General features: G+C 39.3%; 11 protein-coding genes. 9 read left to right on the plus strand and 2 right to left on the minus strand.

From position 1 onward, the window contains the following. Positions 1–666: 666 nt before the first annotated feature. Positions 667–2,781 (minus strand): M1 family metallopeptidase, encoded by a 2,115-nt coding sequence (locus DDZ16_RS09150; RefSeq protein ID WP_109264147.1) that lies wholly within the window; start codon positions 2,779–2,781, stop codon positions 667–669. 471 nt (positions 2,782–3,252) lie between these two features. On the opposite strand from DDZ16_RS09150, the gene DDZ16_RS09155 reads away from it, so the two are divergent. The 9 genes from DDZ16_RS09155 to DDZ16_RS09195 all read left to right on the plus strand — a co-directional run bounded on the left by DDZ16_RS09155 (position 3,253) and on the right by DDZ16_RS09195 (position 15,385). Then, positions 3,253–5,877 (plus strand): TonB-dependent receptor, encoded by a 2,625-nt coding sequence (locus DDZ16_RS09155; protein WP_109264148.1) that lies wholly within the window; start codon positions 3,253–3,255, stop codon positions 5,875–5,877. Between the two features lie 17 nt (positions 5,878–5,894). After that, positions 5,895–7,148: a DUF4876 domain-containing protein gene (locus DDZ16_RS09160; RefSeq protein WP_109264149.1), complete on the plus strand. Its 1,254-nt coding sequence runs from the start codon at positions 5,895–5,897 to the stop codon at positions 7,146–7,148. A 158-nt stretch (positions 7,149–7,306) separates the two neighbouring features. Next, complete coding sequence (locus DDZ16_RS09165; RefSeq protein WP_109264150.1) at positions 7,307–8,860, plus strand: DUF6850 family outer membrane beta-barrel protein; 1,554 nt, start codon at positions 7,307–7,309, stop codon at positions 8,858–8,860. A gap of 12 nt (positions 8,861–8,872) precedes the next feature. After that, positions 8,873–9,826: a ChaN family lipoprotein gene (locus tag DDZ16_RS09170; RefSeq protein WP_109264151.1), complete on the plus strand. Its 954-nt coding sequence runs from the start codon at positions 8,873–8,875 to the stop codon at positions 9,824–9,826. A 96-nt stretch (positions 9,827–9,922) separates the two neighbouring features. Continuing rightward, the gene (locus tag DDZ16_RS09175; RefSeq protein WP_109264152.1) at positions 9,923–11,242 is read left to right on the plus strand and encodes a M16 family metallopeptidase; all 1,320 of its coding nucleotides are present in this window, start codon (positions 9,923–9,925) and stop codon (positions 11,240–11,242) included. A gap of 6 nt (positions 11,243–11,248) precedes the next feature. Next, positions 11,249–12,703 (plus strand): M16 family metallopeptidase, encoded by a 1,455-nt coding sequence (locus DDZ16_RS09180; RefSeq protein WP_109264153.1) that lies wholly within the window; start codon positions 11,249–11,251, stop codon positions 12,701–12,703. Positions 12,704–12,845: 142 nt separating this feature from the next. Continuing rightward, entirely contained in the window at positions 12,846–13,301 is a 456-nt protein-coding gene (locus DDZ16_RS09185) for a deoxycytidylate deaminase (protein ID WP_109264154.1), read from the plus strand. Positions 13,302–13,387: 86 nt separating this feature from the next. Next, positions 13,388–15,094: a S41 family peptidase gene (locus DDZ16_RS09190; protein WP_109264299.1), complete on the plus strand. Its 1,707-nt coding sequence runs from the start codon at positions 13,388–13,390 to the stop codon at positions 15,092–15,094. A gap of 24 nt (positions 15,095–15,118) precedes the next feature. Next, positions 15,119–15,385 (plus strand): DUF4834 family protein, encoded by a 267-nt coding sequence (locus DDZ16_RS09195; protein ID WP_109264155.1) that lies wholly within the window; start codon positions 15,119–15,121, stop codon positions 15,383–15,385. Between the two features lie 36 nt (positions 15,386–15,421). On the opposite strand, the gene DDZ16_RS09200 is transcribed toward DDZ16_RS09195, so the two are convergent. Continuing rightward, a complete protein-coding gene (locus DDZ16_RS09200; RefSeq protein WP_109264156.1) occupies positions 15,422–16,444 on the minus strand; it encodes a branched-chain amino acid aminotransferase in 1,023 nt (340 codons plus the stop codon). Positions 16,445–16,534: the final 90 nt, after the last annotated feature.

A 16,534-nucleotide genomic window follows, 5' to 3' on the forward strand; every position in this document is an offset into this window, starting at 1 on the left:
GTAGATCCCCCGGCTGTCAGGATACCTTCTTTTGTAATAATACCTCCTTCACTATCCAGGGCGCTGAAAAACGCATATTTTATTAAATATCACTATTGTCCGGTAAAACAATAGAATTCTCTTTATTTGCGCTCAAGCCGCGCGGGCTTTTACTTCTTTTCAACAGCAAAAAGAAGTAAACAAGAAATGCCGTCGCTTAAAGAATCCCGAAATAAGTTTTTGTTGCTTTTGCCTTTTGGGGCAAAAGCTTACAAAACAATAATCGGGAAAAAATCAGAATATTTTCCTAAAATCCGGAAACTCGCTTCGCTCAAACAATCCGGATTTCTTGACGGAAAACAGTCTGATTTTCTTAACGAGATTGTCTTGATGCGAAATCGAAGTCTACAAATTTGCCAAACACGCATAATAACCATACATTCAATAGACTGACTGCCATGTTAAATATTTTAACCGGACACCAGTGATTAAATATTTAAATAATGACAACGAGTCTGTAAGTGAGAGGTTATTTCACAAAATACTCATATTCCTTTGCACTTATATATAAGAAAACAGCTAATCAAAAGAACCAAATTTACTTCACCGTTCCAATCTCGAAGTATTTGAATACTCCTTCGATCGGATAGGCTTGTAAATTCTGCTCTTTTGACTTTTTCAGCAGGCCTATCTAACCAATAGTTCTTTTTCAGGCATCTCAAATGAGCCCCAATCGGCCTTTTGATTATTAGTAATTGTGTAATTTAATGGAGAATTTAACACCGGAAACATACCTTTAATTGTGTTCCGTTGTTCTGCCCCGGAGAATCCCAGATAGCTATATTTGCCATAATGCATTAATTTTGTTTTTAAGGCACCCAACGACTCCGGATTACTGACATTTATATGACCTACAACCTGGTTTCCCGAAGAACTTTGGATGGCATACACTAAGGTTTCGGTTTCATAAATTTCATCGATGCTTTGTACCAATTCGGGCGAAACAGAAGAACCATAAACTCCTGTTAAATCACAGTTATCTGCATACCTGTTATCGCTCCCCAGTATCCAGACACTTTGATTCACGGGTAATTTTTGTATTTCGGTATCATTGACAATGTTCACCTTCACCCCTCGTCTCGAATACATTGAAGACCAATCCCCGGCAAAAGTTTTATAGGCTTCAAAAAAGTCACTCGATTTTGGAAGAATAATGGTCCAGGCTTTTGAGCCAAACAATTTTGATAACGCAGGAGGAACTTCTTCGGGGGCAAGGATTCTCATGACATCAAAACAGGGGTCAATTTCAATACGGATTGGTTGTTTGGGGAAACGGTATGAAAACACTTGCGAAAGTTGTTGAAGAGCGGCCGTTTTTCTGACAACTCTATCTTCACCTTGCAAATAAACATGAAAAGGAACTTCCATATCAAAAGCTTTTTTAAGGCCTGATTGTCTCAATTCAAAATTAAGTGTAAATGAATTTCCTTCTTTTTGTACATCTACATTCTTAAGATCCAGTTTCGGAGCCCCTGTTTCGTAAACCCACTGCTGAAAGAAGTTATTAAGGTCATCTCCTGTTACCGCCTCAAAAGTCTTTTGTATGTCCGAAAATGTGGCTCTTTTAAATTTATAATTTTTGTAGAAAGTTTTGTAGGTTTCAACAAATGTGCTGGTTCCCAATTTTTGCCGAAGCATGTGGTTTATAAAAAGCACTTTCCCATATCCGATAGCCTGACTAGTCATATCGGTTTTAAATTTAAAATCGCAAACGGGAAAATCATTTTCATTGTTGACGTAATCGGTATAATTCTTCAATTGTGATCTTCGATAGTTTGCACCTTCATTTTCCAGCTCTTTTATCAGGAAATCGGCCATGTAGGTGGTCAGCCCTTCACTCCAATTGCCCTTTTCATCATCCACATAAACACTATTCCCCCAGTAATTGTGGAGCATTTCATGTGGATAAGACGAGTTTAATATCCAGGGAAAGCGCATTACCTTTTTCCCCAGCAGCGTGAATGAAGGCAATCCATATCCTGTTTCCCAAAAATTTTCAACTACATCAAACTTCTCATATGGAAAATCTCCAATGAGGTTGCTGAACAAATCAAGGTATCGACCTGAAACCTGAAAGTACCTTTCGGCCAACCTGTCATCAGATTTGAACAAATAGATATTTATATCAATATCATTAATTCTTCGTGAATAACGCTCATACTTGTTACCTATCAGGCAAACCTGATTGGTGGGATGATTCATATCAATGCTTATCTTATTCTCACTGACCCCACTTTTTATATATCTGGTTTTTGCCTGTGAAACCAATTTCCAATCGTCAGGAAGCCGCGTCTCTACTGAAAATGTTTTCAGGTCGGAACCCACAAAATCCGGCACCCAATAAGTTGTTCCTGCAAGGTATATTCCCTTTTCGAAAACAATTCCGTTGGTGCCCTGAAAGGAATTATGCCCGGCCTTATTGCTTAAAGCCTTTTTATTGTGATCAACAACACCTTTGTACTTAATAATGAATGTTGAAGAGGCGGGTAAGCCATCAAATTCATATTTCGTGTAATTATTTATCTGCTCTATCTTTGTTAACGGTACAGAAGACTCATAAACTACCAGATTGGAATTCAGCAAAAAGGCATTAGCCCCCTGATTTTCTATAGATATGGTATCAGTTACATCAATAAATGAATGAGGAATATCAAATTGAATGCTCAAAGAATGATGATTGGTCTGCCCCCGGCTTATTGCTGCAATAAGAGTAATTGTAAAAACTAAAATAAGATGTTTCATTTCAATAAAAAGTTTACCTTCTGGTGCCAATTAGACTGTTGCCTTCTAAACACTTTGTTTACAAACACTCAAAGCTAACGAGTTAACCTGCTTGAAACAAACAGCATAAATCGGAAACGATGTATTATTTCCAAATAAAAACAGACTAAGTCGCTGTAAATGTTCAGTTAACACACACCACAAATGAGATAACAGTTTCGGTTGCAGATGTATTTGAAATGTAACTGAAAGAAATGAAAACAATACTTTAAAGTTTTATATTGGCGCTTTTCTTTTAAATTTTGTAACAATCGCAGTTACAACTTAACTACAGCATAGCGTATTAATACTTTCTCACACTACATCACGTTAGTTTACTGTTTTTCTTTATTTTAAGCACTTCTCAGGCACTAAAAATTACATCATCCTGTATTCTTCTCAGTTTGTGAACGCCCACTTCTTCAGGTACTTTTACATCAAAATAGATGAAAGATGAAAAGGTTTTTATTTATTCTGATACTTGTCTCTTTATTTCCCCTGGTTGTCTGTGCGCAAAAGTATAGTTTAGATGGAAAAGTCTTTGACTCCGAGAAAAAGCCTCTTTATTATGTTGCTGTAAACCTGGTTGGAACGCACATCTATGATTTAACAAACGAAGACGGCTCCTTTCATCTGGAAGGTATTTTGCCTGGTCAATACACGCTTCATGTTCAAATTCTGGGATATCAAAAACTGGAGAAAGAAATAGATATTCAAGAATCAATACAGGACTTTAATATTTATCTGAAAAAATCCTCACTCGCTTTGTCCGAAGTTCAAATTACCGCGAAGGTAAGTCAAAGCCAGGAAGGAAGTACCACCTATAAAATAGATGAAGAAGCCATAAAACAGGTGCAACCCATCAGTGTAAGTGATATTTTGCAGCTATTACCAGGCAATCAGGTAGAGGCTCCCGACTTAAACTCTATGGCACAGGCTGACCTGAGAAATGCTGGGGACTATTCCGACATAAATGCCTTTGGAACCGCTGTTATCATCGATGGAAATCAGATAAGTAATGATGGAAACATGCAAACCGAAGGACAAACGGTAACAGCCAACAAAGGAATTGACCTACGACAAATTTCGGCTTCAAACATTGAATCGGTTGAAGTGGTTTCAGGAGTGCCAAGTGCCAAATACGGGAACATCACTTCCGGCGCTATTTTAATAAATAAAAAAGCCGGTTATACCCCTTACAATCTCAGTGTAAATACTAATCCAACCTCCTATCAGCTGGGTATTAATAAAGGTTACAAACTAAAAAACGGTGACTTTTTAAATATTAATCTCGATTATACTTATTCAAACAGCAAACCCACATCCCGAAAGAAATACTATCAAAGAATAAACAGTGGATTGCGATGGTCAAAGCTGCTGTCAAAAAAACTCGATTGGAACAATCATTTTTCCCTGAACTATGCCTACGGATTTGACGGACAAAGAAAGGATCCGGATGAGACAGTAGTCATCGGGGAGTTTGAAAATAAAAATCACAACATATCCTTTACCACTAATGGAAACTTAAAAATACTTGGAACCACCAATTATTCAATAAGTGGAAATTACACGAAACAGTATTCTTATAAAAAGACCTCTGAGGCAGGACCTATTCCCATCATCGAATCGCTTGAAGAGGGCACTTATGTTACCAGCTTTTCTCCCATCACATTTTACCAGAAAACCGAATTTTACGGCAAACCTGTAAATATTAATGCCACCCTCGAAACCAACCAAAATTTTTCAACCTTTGGCATAACACACAATACAAGCTCCGGTTTTAATTTCTCATTTGATAAGAACTATGGGGAAGGCCGGGTAATGGATGAGGAAAATAATGCCGCAACAGGAATGTCGGGAGCAAGAGACATGAACTTTTACAATGTTCCGGCCTCCGAAGTATACTCTTTGTTTGCTCAGGATAATATGAGTTTTAAAGGTGAAAACTCCAGTTACTTGTTCAAGTTGGGCATGAGGTACGACTATATGCTAAAAAAGTACAACTTATGGTCTCCAAGAATATCCCTTTCAGGAAAATATTTTAAAAAGTACCGCCTGCGACTGGCCTATGGGATATCGTACCGAACTCCATCTATGCTCCAATTGTACCCGGGTCCAAAATACTTCGATTTAATAAACCTGAACCACTATTCAGAGGAGGATATTCGTTCTCTGGCAGTGGTTACTACTTATATTTATCAACCCAGGCACGAACACCTGGAACCATCCAAAGGAACAACCCTGGAAGGGGGTATTGATTTTGAACACAATGGGTATTTCCTAAGATTAACAGGCTTCTATAAGAAGTTAAAAGGGGGGATATCCTCAGTAGATAAGTTGCTGACTTTTGATAAAGTAAAATGGGAAGTACCGGAAGAAATCCCCGGAGAAAAACCAAATCCGGTTCCCACAGATCAGGTTGAACGGGTTTCATCCGGTTTTTTGACTTATCAAAACACCATTGAAACACAAACACAAGGCATAGAGCTGTCAATGCAATTCCCCAAAATAAAGGCTACAAATACCAGCATTAACCTGTCTGGCAGTTATATGAAAACCCACTCAGAAAATGAGTCTCCAACGTTGAGATCGGCAGCTTCTCTAACAGGTGCCTCCAAAAATAGATACGGGCTTTATGAACAAACATCTTACAACAATTATTTGTCAAGATCGAATGTGACGATTGCTCAGCATTTCCCTGAGTTAAGAATGATGATTTCGTTGGTTACGGAAGCCAACCTGATAAAGAAAAGGGAAGTTGAACACTTTCCAAGTGAATATCCAATAGCTTATTACTCCATTGATGGGACCTATCATGAAATTCCTGAAGCCGAAAGATCCAGTCCTGAATACTCAGACCTTTTGTACTCGATAGATCATACAAAACAAGTTCCTGAACCAAGCTATTTCAATTTCCACATTAGAATAAGGAAAGAGACCAAACAGGGACACAGCTTTTCATTCTATGCCAATAACTTTTTATGGTATAATCCTACCTACCGTGATGATTTCAACAATGCGATCAAGGAACTCAACTCTCGGGTAACCTTCGGTATTGGGTTCAATTTTAAACTATAACTATAAAATTTTAAACTATGAAAAAGAGTTTTTTATTCCGAAACGCCATCCTTGCGATCTTCATTGCATTGGGATTCAGTGCCTGTGAAAAGGATGATGAAGTAAGCCTTGCAAACCTGGATGTACAGCTTGAAGTTGCTGAATCTTTTACAGGTCTGTCCACCGGTGAGGTTTATGTATACATTACCAACACCATCGATAATGGTGTAGATTCTGCATTAACCAATGCCGATGGACTGGCTCAGTTTATGAATATTGCCCCCGGGACTTACAATGTATCCGCATCAATGAATTTAACCGAAGAAGAAGCCGGTGCGGCTTCAGGATACTATGAGGAGATGACCCTGAATGCCGTTGAGAACGATGTTCAGTTAATGGGAGGCATCGATTCACAGGTGTTTATCACTTTGGACGGAGAACCTGCAAGCAGTCTGGTCATTAAAGAGTTTTACTACAATGGCGCCAATGACCCGACTTATTCTATCATGTTTAAAGATCAATTTGTTGAGATCTACAATAATTCATCAGAAGTCGTTTACGCAGATGGCCTTTATCTGGCTAGTCTGGCCCCTTCCAGAAACGGGAATGATGAGAATGATGTTCCACTTTCTCTTGAGATGACCGAGTATGTATATGCTTCGAAAATACTTCAGGTTCCTGGAAGTGGTGAAGAATATCCAATACAACCCGGCGAAAGCATTGTTGTTTGCTTAAATGCAGTGGATTATACCAATGACGGGGCCAATGCTGATATAACCGTCGATTTAAGCACAGCAGACTTTGAAACTTACGCGGTAGATTGGTTGCAATCTCTTGGCAGAACCGGAAGTGCATATTTTGATCTGGACAATGTTGATGTGCCAAATATGGAATGCGTTTACCTGAATATTGAGAATTATGGTTGGTTCAACTTTGACATTTCCAGTTCCAGCATTGTCATTTTCAGAAACGAAAATTTTGAGATAGAGCAGGTTGCTGACCCATCAAAAGATGTTCCCGATTTCAGCGATTATTTTGCTAAAATAAATGTGAATGATGTCGTTGATGGCATAGACATGATGTATAACGCTGAAACCAGCGCTTTCAAAAGATTGCCTGAAAAAATCGATGCAGGCTTTAATTTTATTGAAGGGGAAACATACACCAGTAAAAGTGTACGTAGAAAAGTGGCCAAAGAGGTTGATGGAAGACGTATTCTTTTAGACACCAACAACAGCTCCAATGATTTTGAGGTGATAGATTTACCCACTCCACGTGGATTTGGAGAATAATTTACCAAAAGGGCTGTCTCAAAAGTATAAAATATCAAATGCATGTCATGTTGAGCGAAGGCGAAACATCTGTTTTTCAAATGAAAAGACCCTTCGACAAGCTCAGAATGACATCTAAATTGGACTTTTGAGACAGCCTCTGTTAACAATTTCGGAAGATGAAGAAATTATTGCTCATAGTATTATTCATAGTTCTGTTTTTTGCCAATCATACGCGGGCACAAGACTCTCTGGACAACAATAACGCACTCCCGGAAAACCTGAACCGGGGTTTCTATATTGAAAAACCCTTGAAGGTATATCGTTTTAATCCGGCAGATTTGCGCTTATGGCAGCATGGAGACTTTTCCAGCATTGGTGTCAGCGGAAAATATGATGAAGGCAATTTTAAAACTGTAGATGAATTTGATAAAAATGAGCAATTATCCGTAAAGACAGAATCTGTACAATCACTGAAAGAATCAAACTGGAAGTTTTACGGGAACTTCACCATGTCCGTTTCCCGCCACGATAATGCCATGTGGAACCTGGGGTACCACAAATCGAAGATAGGTTCTCCTTTCAGATTATTGATTCAAAGAATGGGCGACTTCAATGTAAAGCATTATGGATTGCAGGGAATAGCGAACAAAAAACTAAATGAAAAAATCTCAATTGGACTGGGAATTAAGTACAGAGGAGATCTGTATTTCAGAGTCAGCGATACACGAAATGAGTTTTATACTCTGACTTCCGAGTTTTCAGGTGCCATAAATTATGCCTTAGGAGATAATAAGTACTTATCACTGGGAGCCTCTTATTTCTACAGGAAAGGACAGCCAAATTTCAATAATGAATTTAAAACCAATGGCCCGGAGTATTACTTATACTTCAATGAAGGATTAGGTGATTTTAATGATTTCTCGATTGATTCTCGTCATTATTGGAAAAATCAAAACCCCAAATATTATGTGAGTTTCTTTACCGGAGACAAAAACAAATTCTCTATTTCTTATTCCGGGTTTTTTGGAGAAGAAAAATGGGAAAACAAAATAACTTCAACCTTAGTGCAGAATGCCAAAGACCTCTACAAGTATGAATACTTTGAAAACAAGTTATTGACCTCCCACTACATTAGCAAGGAGGCCTATAAGCTCTTCAATTTTATTGAATCTGTCTACATAAGCGGAACCGGATATAAGAATACAGGCGTATTCCAAAAAACATATAACTATGAGGGACTGGATATCAATAGCAGCTCAGAACTTATCAGACCTCAGGCAGACCTGTTTTATCGCAGTTCTATGGACTTTTTCTTTGAATCAAAAAGCAAAAAAGACATGGTTTATGCGCATCAGATAGACTACACCAATTTATCGGTAAAATTAAAAACAGGCTATAGAAAACAGTTTAATCCGCTTAATGCTCTTGCTCTGGACCTCGAATTTTTATACAAGCAAAATATAAACTTTACTCACAATGTCGTTTCAGCAGGATCGAAACCCTATACATTGAATCTGGCATACAATGAAGTTGCCTATCATGCCGCTGATTTCTATCAGATCGGTGGAGACATCACCTGGTTTAAAAAGGTCAAAAAGATGGGCCTGGAATTTAAGCTTGGATATAAGCTTATTAATCCTGCCAATATTCCGGTAAGTAATAATTATTCAACCATTAACACTGACACCCAAAGAGAATATCTTGAAACGAGTTTGGAAATTTACTTTTAATAAAATAACGAAATGAAAAGAGTTACAACCACTATTCTGATTCTTGTTTTGGCGCTGAATGTGTCATTTGCAAAAAAGAAAAAAACAAAAGACGATACATATTCCAGTGATTTACCTGCTTATGTGATTTACAATTCAAAAGGGGAAAAGGTTAGTTTTTCAAAAATGATGGAAGAACTATATAATCATGACATTTGCTTATTTGGGGAAATGCATGATGACCCGATTGCGCATTGGCTTGAAAAACAAGTCACCCAAAAGCTGGTTGAGGAGAAAGGCTCAAACCTTGTGTTGGGGGGCGAAATGTGGGAAGCAGACCACCAATTACTGATGGATGAATTTATGATCCACGGCCTTGTGGATAAAAAAATGTACGTTGAAAGCGCCAAAAACTGGCCTAATTTCAGAGACTACAAGCCCTTATTGGGAATCGCATTGAGAAACAACCTCAAATTCGTATGCACGAATATACCCCGCCGCTATGCAAGGGTTATTTATAAAAAAGGCATTGAATACCTGGATAGTTTGCCAAAACAGGCTTATCAGTATCTGCCCCCTATGCCTGTTCACTTCGATTTAACACAACCTGCCTATGCTAATATGCTAAGTGTTTTTGATCAGGATGATGAAGCAAAAAACAAGCACCATGCAGGAGCAGCATCGGCTATGATGAATTACAAGGGATCAAACCTGGTAAAAGCACAGGCTATTAAGGACGCTACCATGGCCCACCGTATTCTTCAGAACTGGGAGGAAGGACAGTATTTCCTGCATTACAATGGCACTTATCATTCGAAATTCTACGATAGCATCTATTACTACCTGAAATATTACAACCCCGATGTGGATATTGTTACCATTCACACCTGGGAAGCTGAAAATGTCATGGAACTTCCGGAATCGGAGAATGCCGCAGATTTTAATATTATGATCCCTGCATCAATGCCTGCAACATACGATCAGTAAGGATTAAAAGCAGTGAGTCAAACTTCTAGTGCTATTAAAAAGTCATATTGATTATATGTTTTATATCAGTATTGGCTTTTTCGTAAATTTTTTAATATGAAAAATCTGATATATTTTTTTTTATTGGCAATTCCATCCATTCTAATGGCCAAGGAGAAGCCGGTGGTGGATTTTATTGAATACGATTTAGACAATGGGTTGCATGTGATTATTTATCATGATGTAAATGAACCCAATGTCATTGTGGGAACAAAATATCATGTGGGCTCAAAAAACGAAGATCCGGACCGCACGGGATTTGCCCATTTCTTCGAACACCTGCTGTTCCATGGCACCAAAAACATTCCGCAGGGAGAGTTCGAAAATACCATTATGAATGCGGGAGGCTACTGTAATGCATACACCAGTTATGATGTAACCTATTATTATCAGCTTTTACCGGCCCATGAATACAAGCTGGGATTATGGGCCGAGTCGGAAAGAATGCTGCATCCCGTAATTACCGAAGAAGGTATCAACCGTGAAAGGGAAATCGTCAAGGAGGAAAAACGTATGCGATACGACAATAAACCTCTTGGTAATGCCTATAACGATATGATGGGAGCCATGTTTCCTTATGAGACTTACGGGCATGGCATGATAGGTTCTATGGAAGATTTAAATGCATCCTCCATTAAGGACTTTGATGCTTTTTTTGAAAAGTATTATGTGCCCAACAATGCATGTTTAGTGGTAGCAGGCAACGTTAACATACCTGACACAAAACAATGGATTGAATATTACTTCAAGGATATCCCCAAAGGGAATGCCATTAAAAGACCAACCAACTTTGATCCCCCTTCAAAAAAAGAAAAGATCATTGAAAAAACGAAAGAGGGATTAAAGAAAACAGCCGTGGCATTAAATTATTATGCTATGCCTGAGACCCATGATGATGCCTATGTTATGAATGTTATTGCTGCCATTCTATCCGGAAATAGTGACTATTCATATTTCGAAAAAGAAATTTTAGAAGAGGAAGATACCATAATAAACCACGTATCTGCCTCATCAGAGCTTTGGGAGAAAGTTGGCGCTTTAAGGATAAAAGGAAAATTAGATGTGGCAAATCAGGAAGAATACCTGATATCAAAGGTTGAAAACCAATTGGAGAGGTTAAAAAATGAGCCGGTAGAAGATTATGTGTTGCAACAGGTTTTGAATGCCTTTGAGGTAAACTATACCGATTTTTATTTTCATGCAGAATCATTGGCAGATATGATAACCAATTATTACCATTTATGGGGTGATGCCAGCGAGTTTAACAATGCAATTGAGCATTATACCAGTATAACTTCGGAAGATATTCAACGGGTGGCCAGAAAATATTTTACAAAAGACAATCGTGTTACCATTATTTATCATCCTGAAAAGTAGAGAAACATGAAAAAGATAATATTATCACTTACTGTTCTGTTTATTTGTTTCTCAATTAAGGCCCAGGTGGACAGAACCCATGCTCCCGAACCCAACAGACCTGAAAAATTGGATGTAGGCGTTCTAATTCCAATAAAAATGGATAATGGCATGCAGGTTTATTTAGCACCTGTGAAAAAATATCCAAAATTCACCCTTACTTTAAATATTGAACAGCCTGGCTTTAAAGAGGACGAGAGACAGGAAGAAAAAGGCATATTGCTGAAGGCCTACTATGCCAAATTATCGAAAAAATACCCCGGAGGGGAAATCGACTCACTGGTTAACTTAAAAGGGGCCATGCTAAATGCAACAACTACTGGTGGAACCATAAAGGGGATGAATCGGGATATAGAACCACTGCTCGATATGTATACCGATCTTCTGTTTCATCCTGTCGTCAAAGAAGAATACATAAAGACTGAAGCGGAAGAATATGAAAAGTCGCAGGAGAATAAAGACCCATCAGCTTCTGTTTATGGTAATGATGAATTTAACCCGGAAAATTTAATCGATTCATTATTGCACGGTTCGTCCGCTAAACAAGAAATAAACAAGAAGATTGCTCTCAACTATGATAGTATTGGAATAGAAGAGGTAGAAGATTTTGTAGAAAAAAGAATTGCCTCAAATAATGCAGTTGCCGTACTCATTGGCGATTTCACCCCAAAAGAAACCAAAAGACTAATGCAAAAATATTTTGGTAACTGGCAGCCAGGGAAATCTTACAGCAGGGAGCGGCAAATAAAATCGGACAAAGCCATCATTAAAAACCGGAAAATATACGTGGTTGATAAACCCAATAATGTTCAATCAAGAATAAATGTTAACTGGATTATGGGTGATGCCTATCCGCATGACGAAAACAGTGTTAAAGTAGAAGTGCTTAACGAAATCCTCGGAGAAAGTCAGCTTTCATATTTGTATAAAAACATAAGAGAAGACAAAGGTCTGTGCTACTTTGTCAGATCAAGCCTCACTCCTGATGATAATGGTGGAAGAGCCACAATATGGACAACCGTACGTACCGATCAAACTGCCTATGCCCTTGAGAATATTATTCTTGAAATGTTGCGAATTAGAAATTTCGATGTTTCTGATGAGGATCTTAAGATTGCCAAAAGCAGTTTAATTGGAGAATTTACCCGCTCCTTAAGTGGCATTGCCCCCATTCCTTATATGTCTTTTGCTATGACCAAGGATTTCTATAATTTGCCTGATGATTATTTACAAACAAGGGTTTCTAAATATTACGAAGTAACAACGGATGACATTCGCGAAATGGCAAAAAAATATGTAAAGCCCTTTGAATCCGTGGTTATCGTCAATGGCAAAGCCAGTGAACTAAAAGGTACTTTGGAAAAATTTGGGGAGGTAACTTATTTGGATGAAAAAGGAAACGAATTAATTTTTGAACAATAAGCAAAACTAAACTCAAAAGGAAAGGCCGTCTCGGAAGCATAATCTGAGAGGGCCTTTTTTATTTTAAACCCGTTTTTTTTCCCATCACAACCTCCAAGTCACTTTCTTTGTTAATTTTGTGGCACTACATTATATTTTTACTATGCAAAATCCGGAAAATCACAAGAAACAACAATTATTGGATCGCCGATATTTAGATATGGCCCGCATATGGGCAAAAAACAGCTATTGCCAAAGAAGGCAGGTAGGTGCGCTTCTTGTCAAAGATAAAATGATCATCAGCGATGGTTACAACGGGACACCTTCCGGCTTTGAGAATATTTGTGAAGACGAAAACAACAAAACCAAGCCCTATGTGCTTCATGCCGAAGCCAATGCCATTACCAAGGTTGCTCAATCAGGCAACAGTTCAAGGGGGGCCACCTTGTATGTAACCTCTTCCCCCTGCCTCGAATGCGCCAAACTGATTATTCAGGCCGGGATATGCAGGGTTGTTTTTTCAGAAAAATACAGGGTTGAGGACGGCATTAAGCTGCTTGAGCGGGCAAAAACAGAGGTCGTTCAATTAGAATTTCGAGATCCAGAGGAACTTCCTTAATCAAGGTACAATTATTGCAGGAATTAACCGAACCAAAATACATTCTTTTGGCTTCTCCGGCCGGAAGAAAGAAGACAGGAAAAAAGATGACAGAAAAGAAGAACTCAAAAAGACAGATTTACCTTCCAATCATACTTGCCGTTGTACTTGTCGCCGGCATGCTCATTGGCCGAATGACCAGTCCCTCCGGGAATGGCAAATCAGGTCAGAGACTCATGATGTATCCGGAAGCCGGCAAGCTCCAGACCATCATCAATTTGATTGATGAGCAATATGTCGACAGTATTGATACAGATCAGCTGGTAGAGAATATCATACCTGATGTATTAAAGAAATTAGACCCTCATACCGTTTACATTCCTCCCAAAGATCTGGAAGCTGCCAACCAGGAGCTGGAAGGAAATTTTGGAGGAATTGGCGTGCAATTCAGCATGCAGAACGATACAGTGCTGGTCATAAGTGTGGTTTCAGGAGGCCCTTCCGAAAAGGTGGGAATCTTGCCCGGGGACAGAATTATTACCGTAAATGATTCTGTTATTGCCGGCGTGGATACCCCAACCAATGAGGTGGTCAACATGCTGAGAGGAGACATTGGCACCAAAGTAAATGTGGGCATTCAACGAAGAAACAAAGATAAATTACTGGATTTTGAGATCACCCGGGGAAATATTCCGCTTTACAGTGTGGATGTATCCTACATGGTGACAGACTCCATCGGCTACATAAAAGTCAATCGGTTTGCCCGCAATACCTATCAGGAGCTGCTTTCAGCACTGGCAAAACTGAAAGCCAACAACTGCAAAAGCATCATCATGGACCTTCGTCAGAATTCGGGCGGCTACCTGGATATCGCTATCAGCATGGTCAATGAGTTTCTTGACAAAGGTGACATGATCGTTTATACTGAAGGGGTCAACAGCAAACGCCAGGATGTTTATGCCAACGGATCCGGGTCCTGTAAAGACACTGAAGTTACGGTCCTCATTGATGAATTCAGTGCTTCGGCGAGTGAAATTTTTGCGGGAGCAATGCAGGACAATGATCGCGGGCTGGTTGTTGGACGACGCTCTTTTGGCAAAGGTTTGGTTCAGCAACAATTCCCGGTTCCTGCAGGAGGAGCCCTCAGATTAACGATAGCCCGTTATTATACCCCAAGCGGCCGCTGTATACAGAAACCTTACGAAAACGGTGTGGAAGACTATTACAAAGACATTATTCACAGATATGAACATGGGGAGTTCTTTGAAAGAGACAGCATTGATGTCAATGATTCTTTAATGTATGAAACGGTGGGAGGCCGCACAGTATATGGTGGCGGTGGCATTATGCCCGACTACTTCGTTCCTACAGATACATCCGATCGCAGCGAGTATTATTATAACCTGCGCGAGCAGGGAATACTTTATCAGTTTGCTCTTGAATACAGCGACAACAATCGTTCTGAGCTTTCTAAATATGAAACAGCCAATGAATTGAAGGGATATCTGGATCAGCAGCCAATAGCAAAAATGCTTACCGATTTTGCCAGTCAGAAAGGCATTAAATTCAACCGGAAAGAATTTCAGGTTTCTAAAGAATTATTGAAAGTGGAAGCTAAAGCGTATATTGCCCGCAACATAATAGACAATGAAGGTTTTTACCCAATCATTAGTGAGCAGGATGAAGTGCTTCAGAAGGCCGTTGAACTGATCAAATCAGATGCCGATTCAGTTTTGCAGACCTCGGCAAACACGGAGGCAGAAATGGAGCAGGATATAGCCGCAACCGAAATGGAAGCGGCTGCAATGAATTAAATTAATCGAACAAAGCAGAATGCTATGGGTACATTACTAAAAATAATCCTTTTCGCCGTTCTTTTCTATTACATTTTCAAAGGTATATTTCGTTTTCTTTTTCCATTTTTGCTATCTAACCAGGCAAAAAAGATGCAAAGAAAACAGGAGGAAGCCCAACGAGATTATTTTAACAAGCAAAAGCACGAAGAAGGGAAAGTTACCATCGAATACGATTCTTCACAAAAGCAATCAAATAAGAAGAATCATGGAAACACAGGAGAATACGTTGATTACGAGGAAGTAAAATAGTTACCATAAAAAAAGCGCCTCAAAAAGGCGCTTTTTTTATTTATCTTCAAGAACGGTTACCCAGCCGTAAGGATCCGGTTCATCGCCATACTGAATGGCCCGTAATTTATGGTAGAGTTTCTTAGAAACCGGTCCGGGCTCCCCATCTTTTGTAAAGCTAAATGACTCATCATTGTCAACGTCGTCGATGCGCCCGACAGGACTAATCACTGCCGCTGTTCCGCATTGCCCAACTTCCTCAAAAGTTTTTACTTCATCAAACGGAATGGGCCGCCTTTCGGTCTTCATCCCCATATCCTGAGCCAACTGAATTAAGCTCTTATTGGTAATTGAGGGCAAGATTGATTTCGATTCGGGGGTGATGTAAGTATTATCTTTTATACCAAAAAAGTTGGCAGGACCACACTCGTCAATGAATTTCTTTTCACGGCTATCGAGATAAAGAACCGCAGAATATCCTTTGTCCTTTGCAATCATGCCGGCTTTCAGACTTGCTGCATAGTTACCACCCACCTTGATATTCCCTGTACCATGTGGCGCTGCACGATCATACTCACGCATCACAGCCACATTGGTCAGTTTAAACCCTTCTTTGAAATAAGGACCTACAGGGGTCACAAATACCATGAACAGGTATTCTTCCGCCGGCTGAACACCAACCTTGGGACCTGATCCAATCAGCAATGGGCGAATATAAAGAGCTGCTCCGGATTCATAGGGAGGGACAAAACGTTTATTAAGAGCAACAGCTTTTTCAACAGCTTTCACAAAAAGCTCTTCAGGAACTTCGGCCATCATAATACCCTGCGATGAAGTAATCATGCGTTTGGCATTATCTGCAGCCCTGAAAATACGGATTTTATCGTCTTTCCCGCGATAAGCTTTCAAGCCTTCAAATGCTTCCTGTCCATAATGAAGCGATGTGGCTGCCATATGGATATTTATCTGATTGGAGGAGGAAACTTCCAGTTCACCCCATTTTCCGTCGCGATAATAGCATCGAACATTGTAATCAGTATCCAAATAGCTAAATGATAAGTTTGCCCAGTCTATATTCATGATATTACGGTTTAAACAATGCAAATAATGGGTTTAAAGTTAATGAAATTTCCCCAAATGGGAATGATGGATGTCAGAGTGCCTTTTAGA

Source organism: Marinilabilia rubra, assembly GCF_003121985.1.
In the GTDB taxonomy this organism is placed as follows: domain Bacteria; phylum Bacteroidota; class Bacteroidia; order Bacteroidales; family Marinilabiliaceae; genus Marinilabilia; species Marinilabilia rubra.

Bases quoted from the DNA above. Each gene is read 5' to 3' on its own strand.
- DDZ16_RS09160 (WP_109264149.1), top strand. From the start codon at position 5,895: ATGAAAAAGAGTTTTTTATTCCGAAACGCCATCCTTGCGATCTTCATT.
- DDZ16_RS09180 (WP_109264153.1), top strand. From the start codon at position 11,249: ATGAAAAAGATAATATTATCACTTACTGTTCTGTTTATTTGTTTCTCA.
- DDZ16_RS09190 (WP_109264299.1), top strand. From the start codon at position 13,388: ATGACAGAAAAGAAGAACTCAAAAAGACAGATTTACCTTCCAATCATA.
- DDZ16_RS09185 (WP_109264154.1), top strand. From the start codon at position 12,846: ATGCAAAATCCGGAAAATCACAAGAAACAACAATTATTGGATCGCCGA.
- DDZ16_RS09165 (WP_109264150.1), top strand. From the start codon at position 7,307: ATGAAGAAATTATTGCTCATAGTATTATTCATAGTTCTGTTTTTTGCC.
- DDZ16_RS09150 (WP_109264147.1), bottom strand. From the start codon at position 2,781: ATGAAACATCTTATTTTAGTTTTTACAATTACTCTTATTGCAGCAATA.
- DDZ16_RS09170 (WP_109264151.1), top strand. From the start codon at position 8,873: ATGAAAAGAGTTACAACCACTATTCTGATTCTTGTTTTGGCGCTGAAT.
- DDZ16_RS09175 (WP_109264152.1), top strand. From the start codon at position 9,923: ATGAAAAATCTGATATATTTTTTTTTATTGGCAATTCCATCCATTCTA.
- DDZ16_RS09200 (WP_109264156.1), bottom strand. From the start codon at position 16,444: ATGAATATAGACTGGGCAAACTTATCATTTAGCTATTTGGATACTGAT.
- DDZ16_RS09155 (WP_109264148.1), top strand. From the start codon at position 3,253: ATGAAAAGGTTTTTATTTATTCTGATACTTGTCTCTTTATTTCCCCTG.
- DDZ16_RS09195 (WP_109264155.1), top strand. From the start codon at position 15,119: ATGGGTACATTACTAAAAATAATCCTTTTCGCCGTTCTTTTCTATTAC.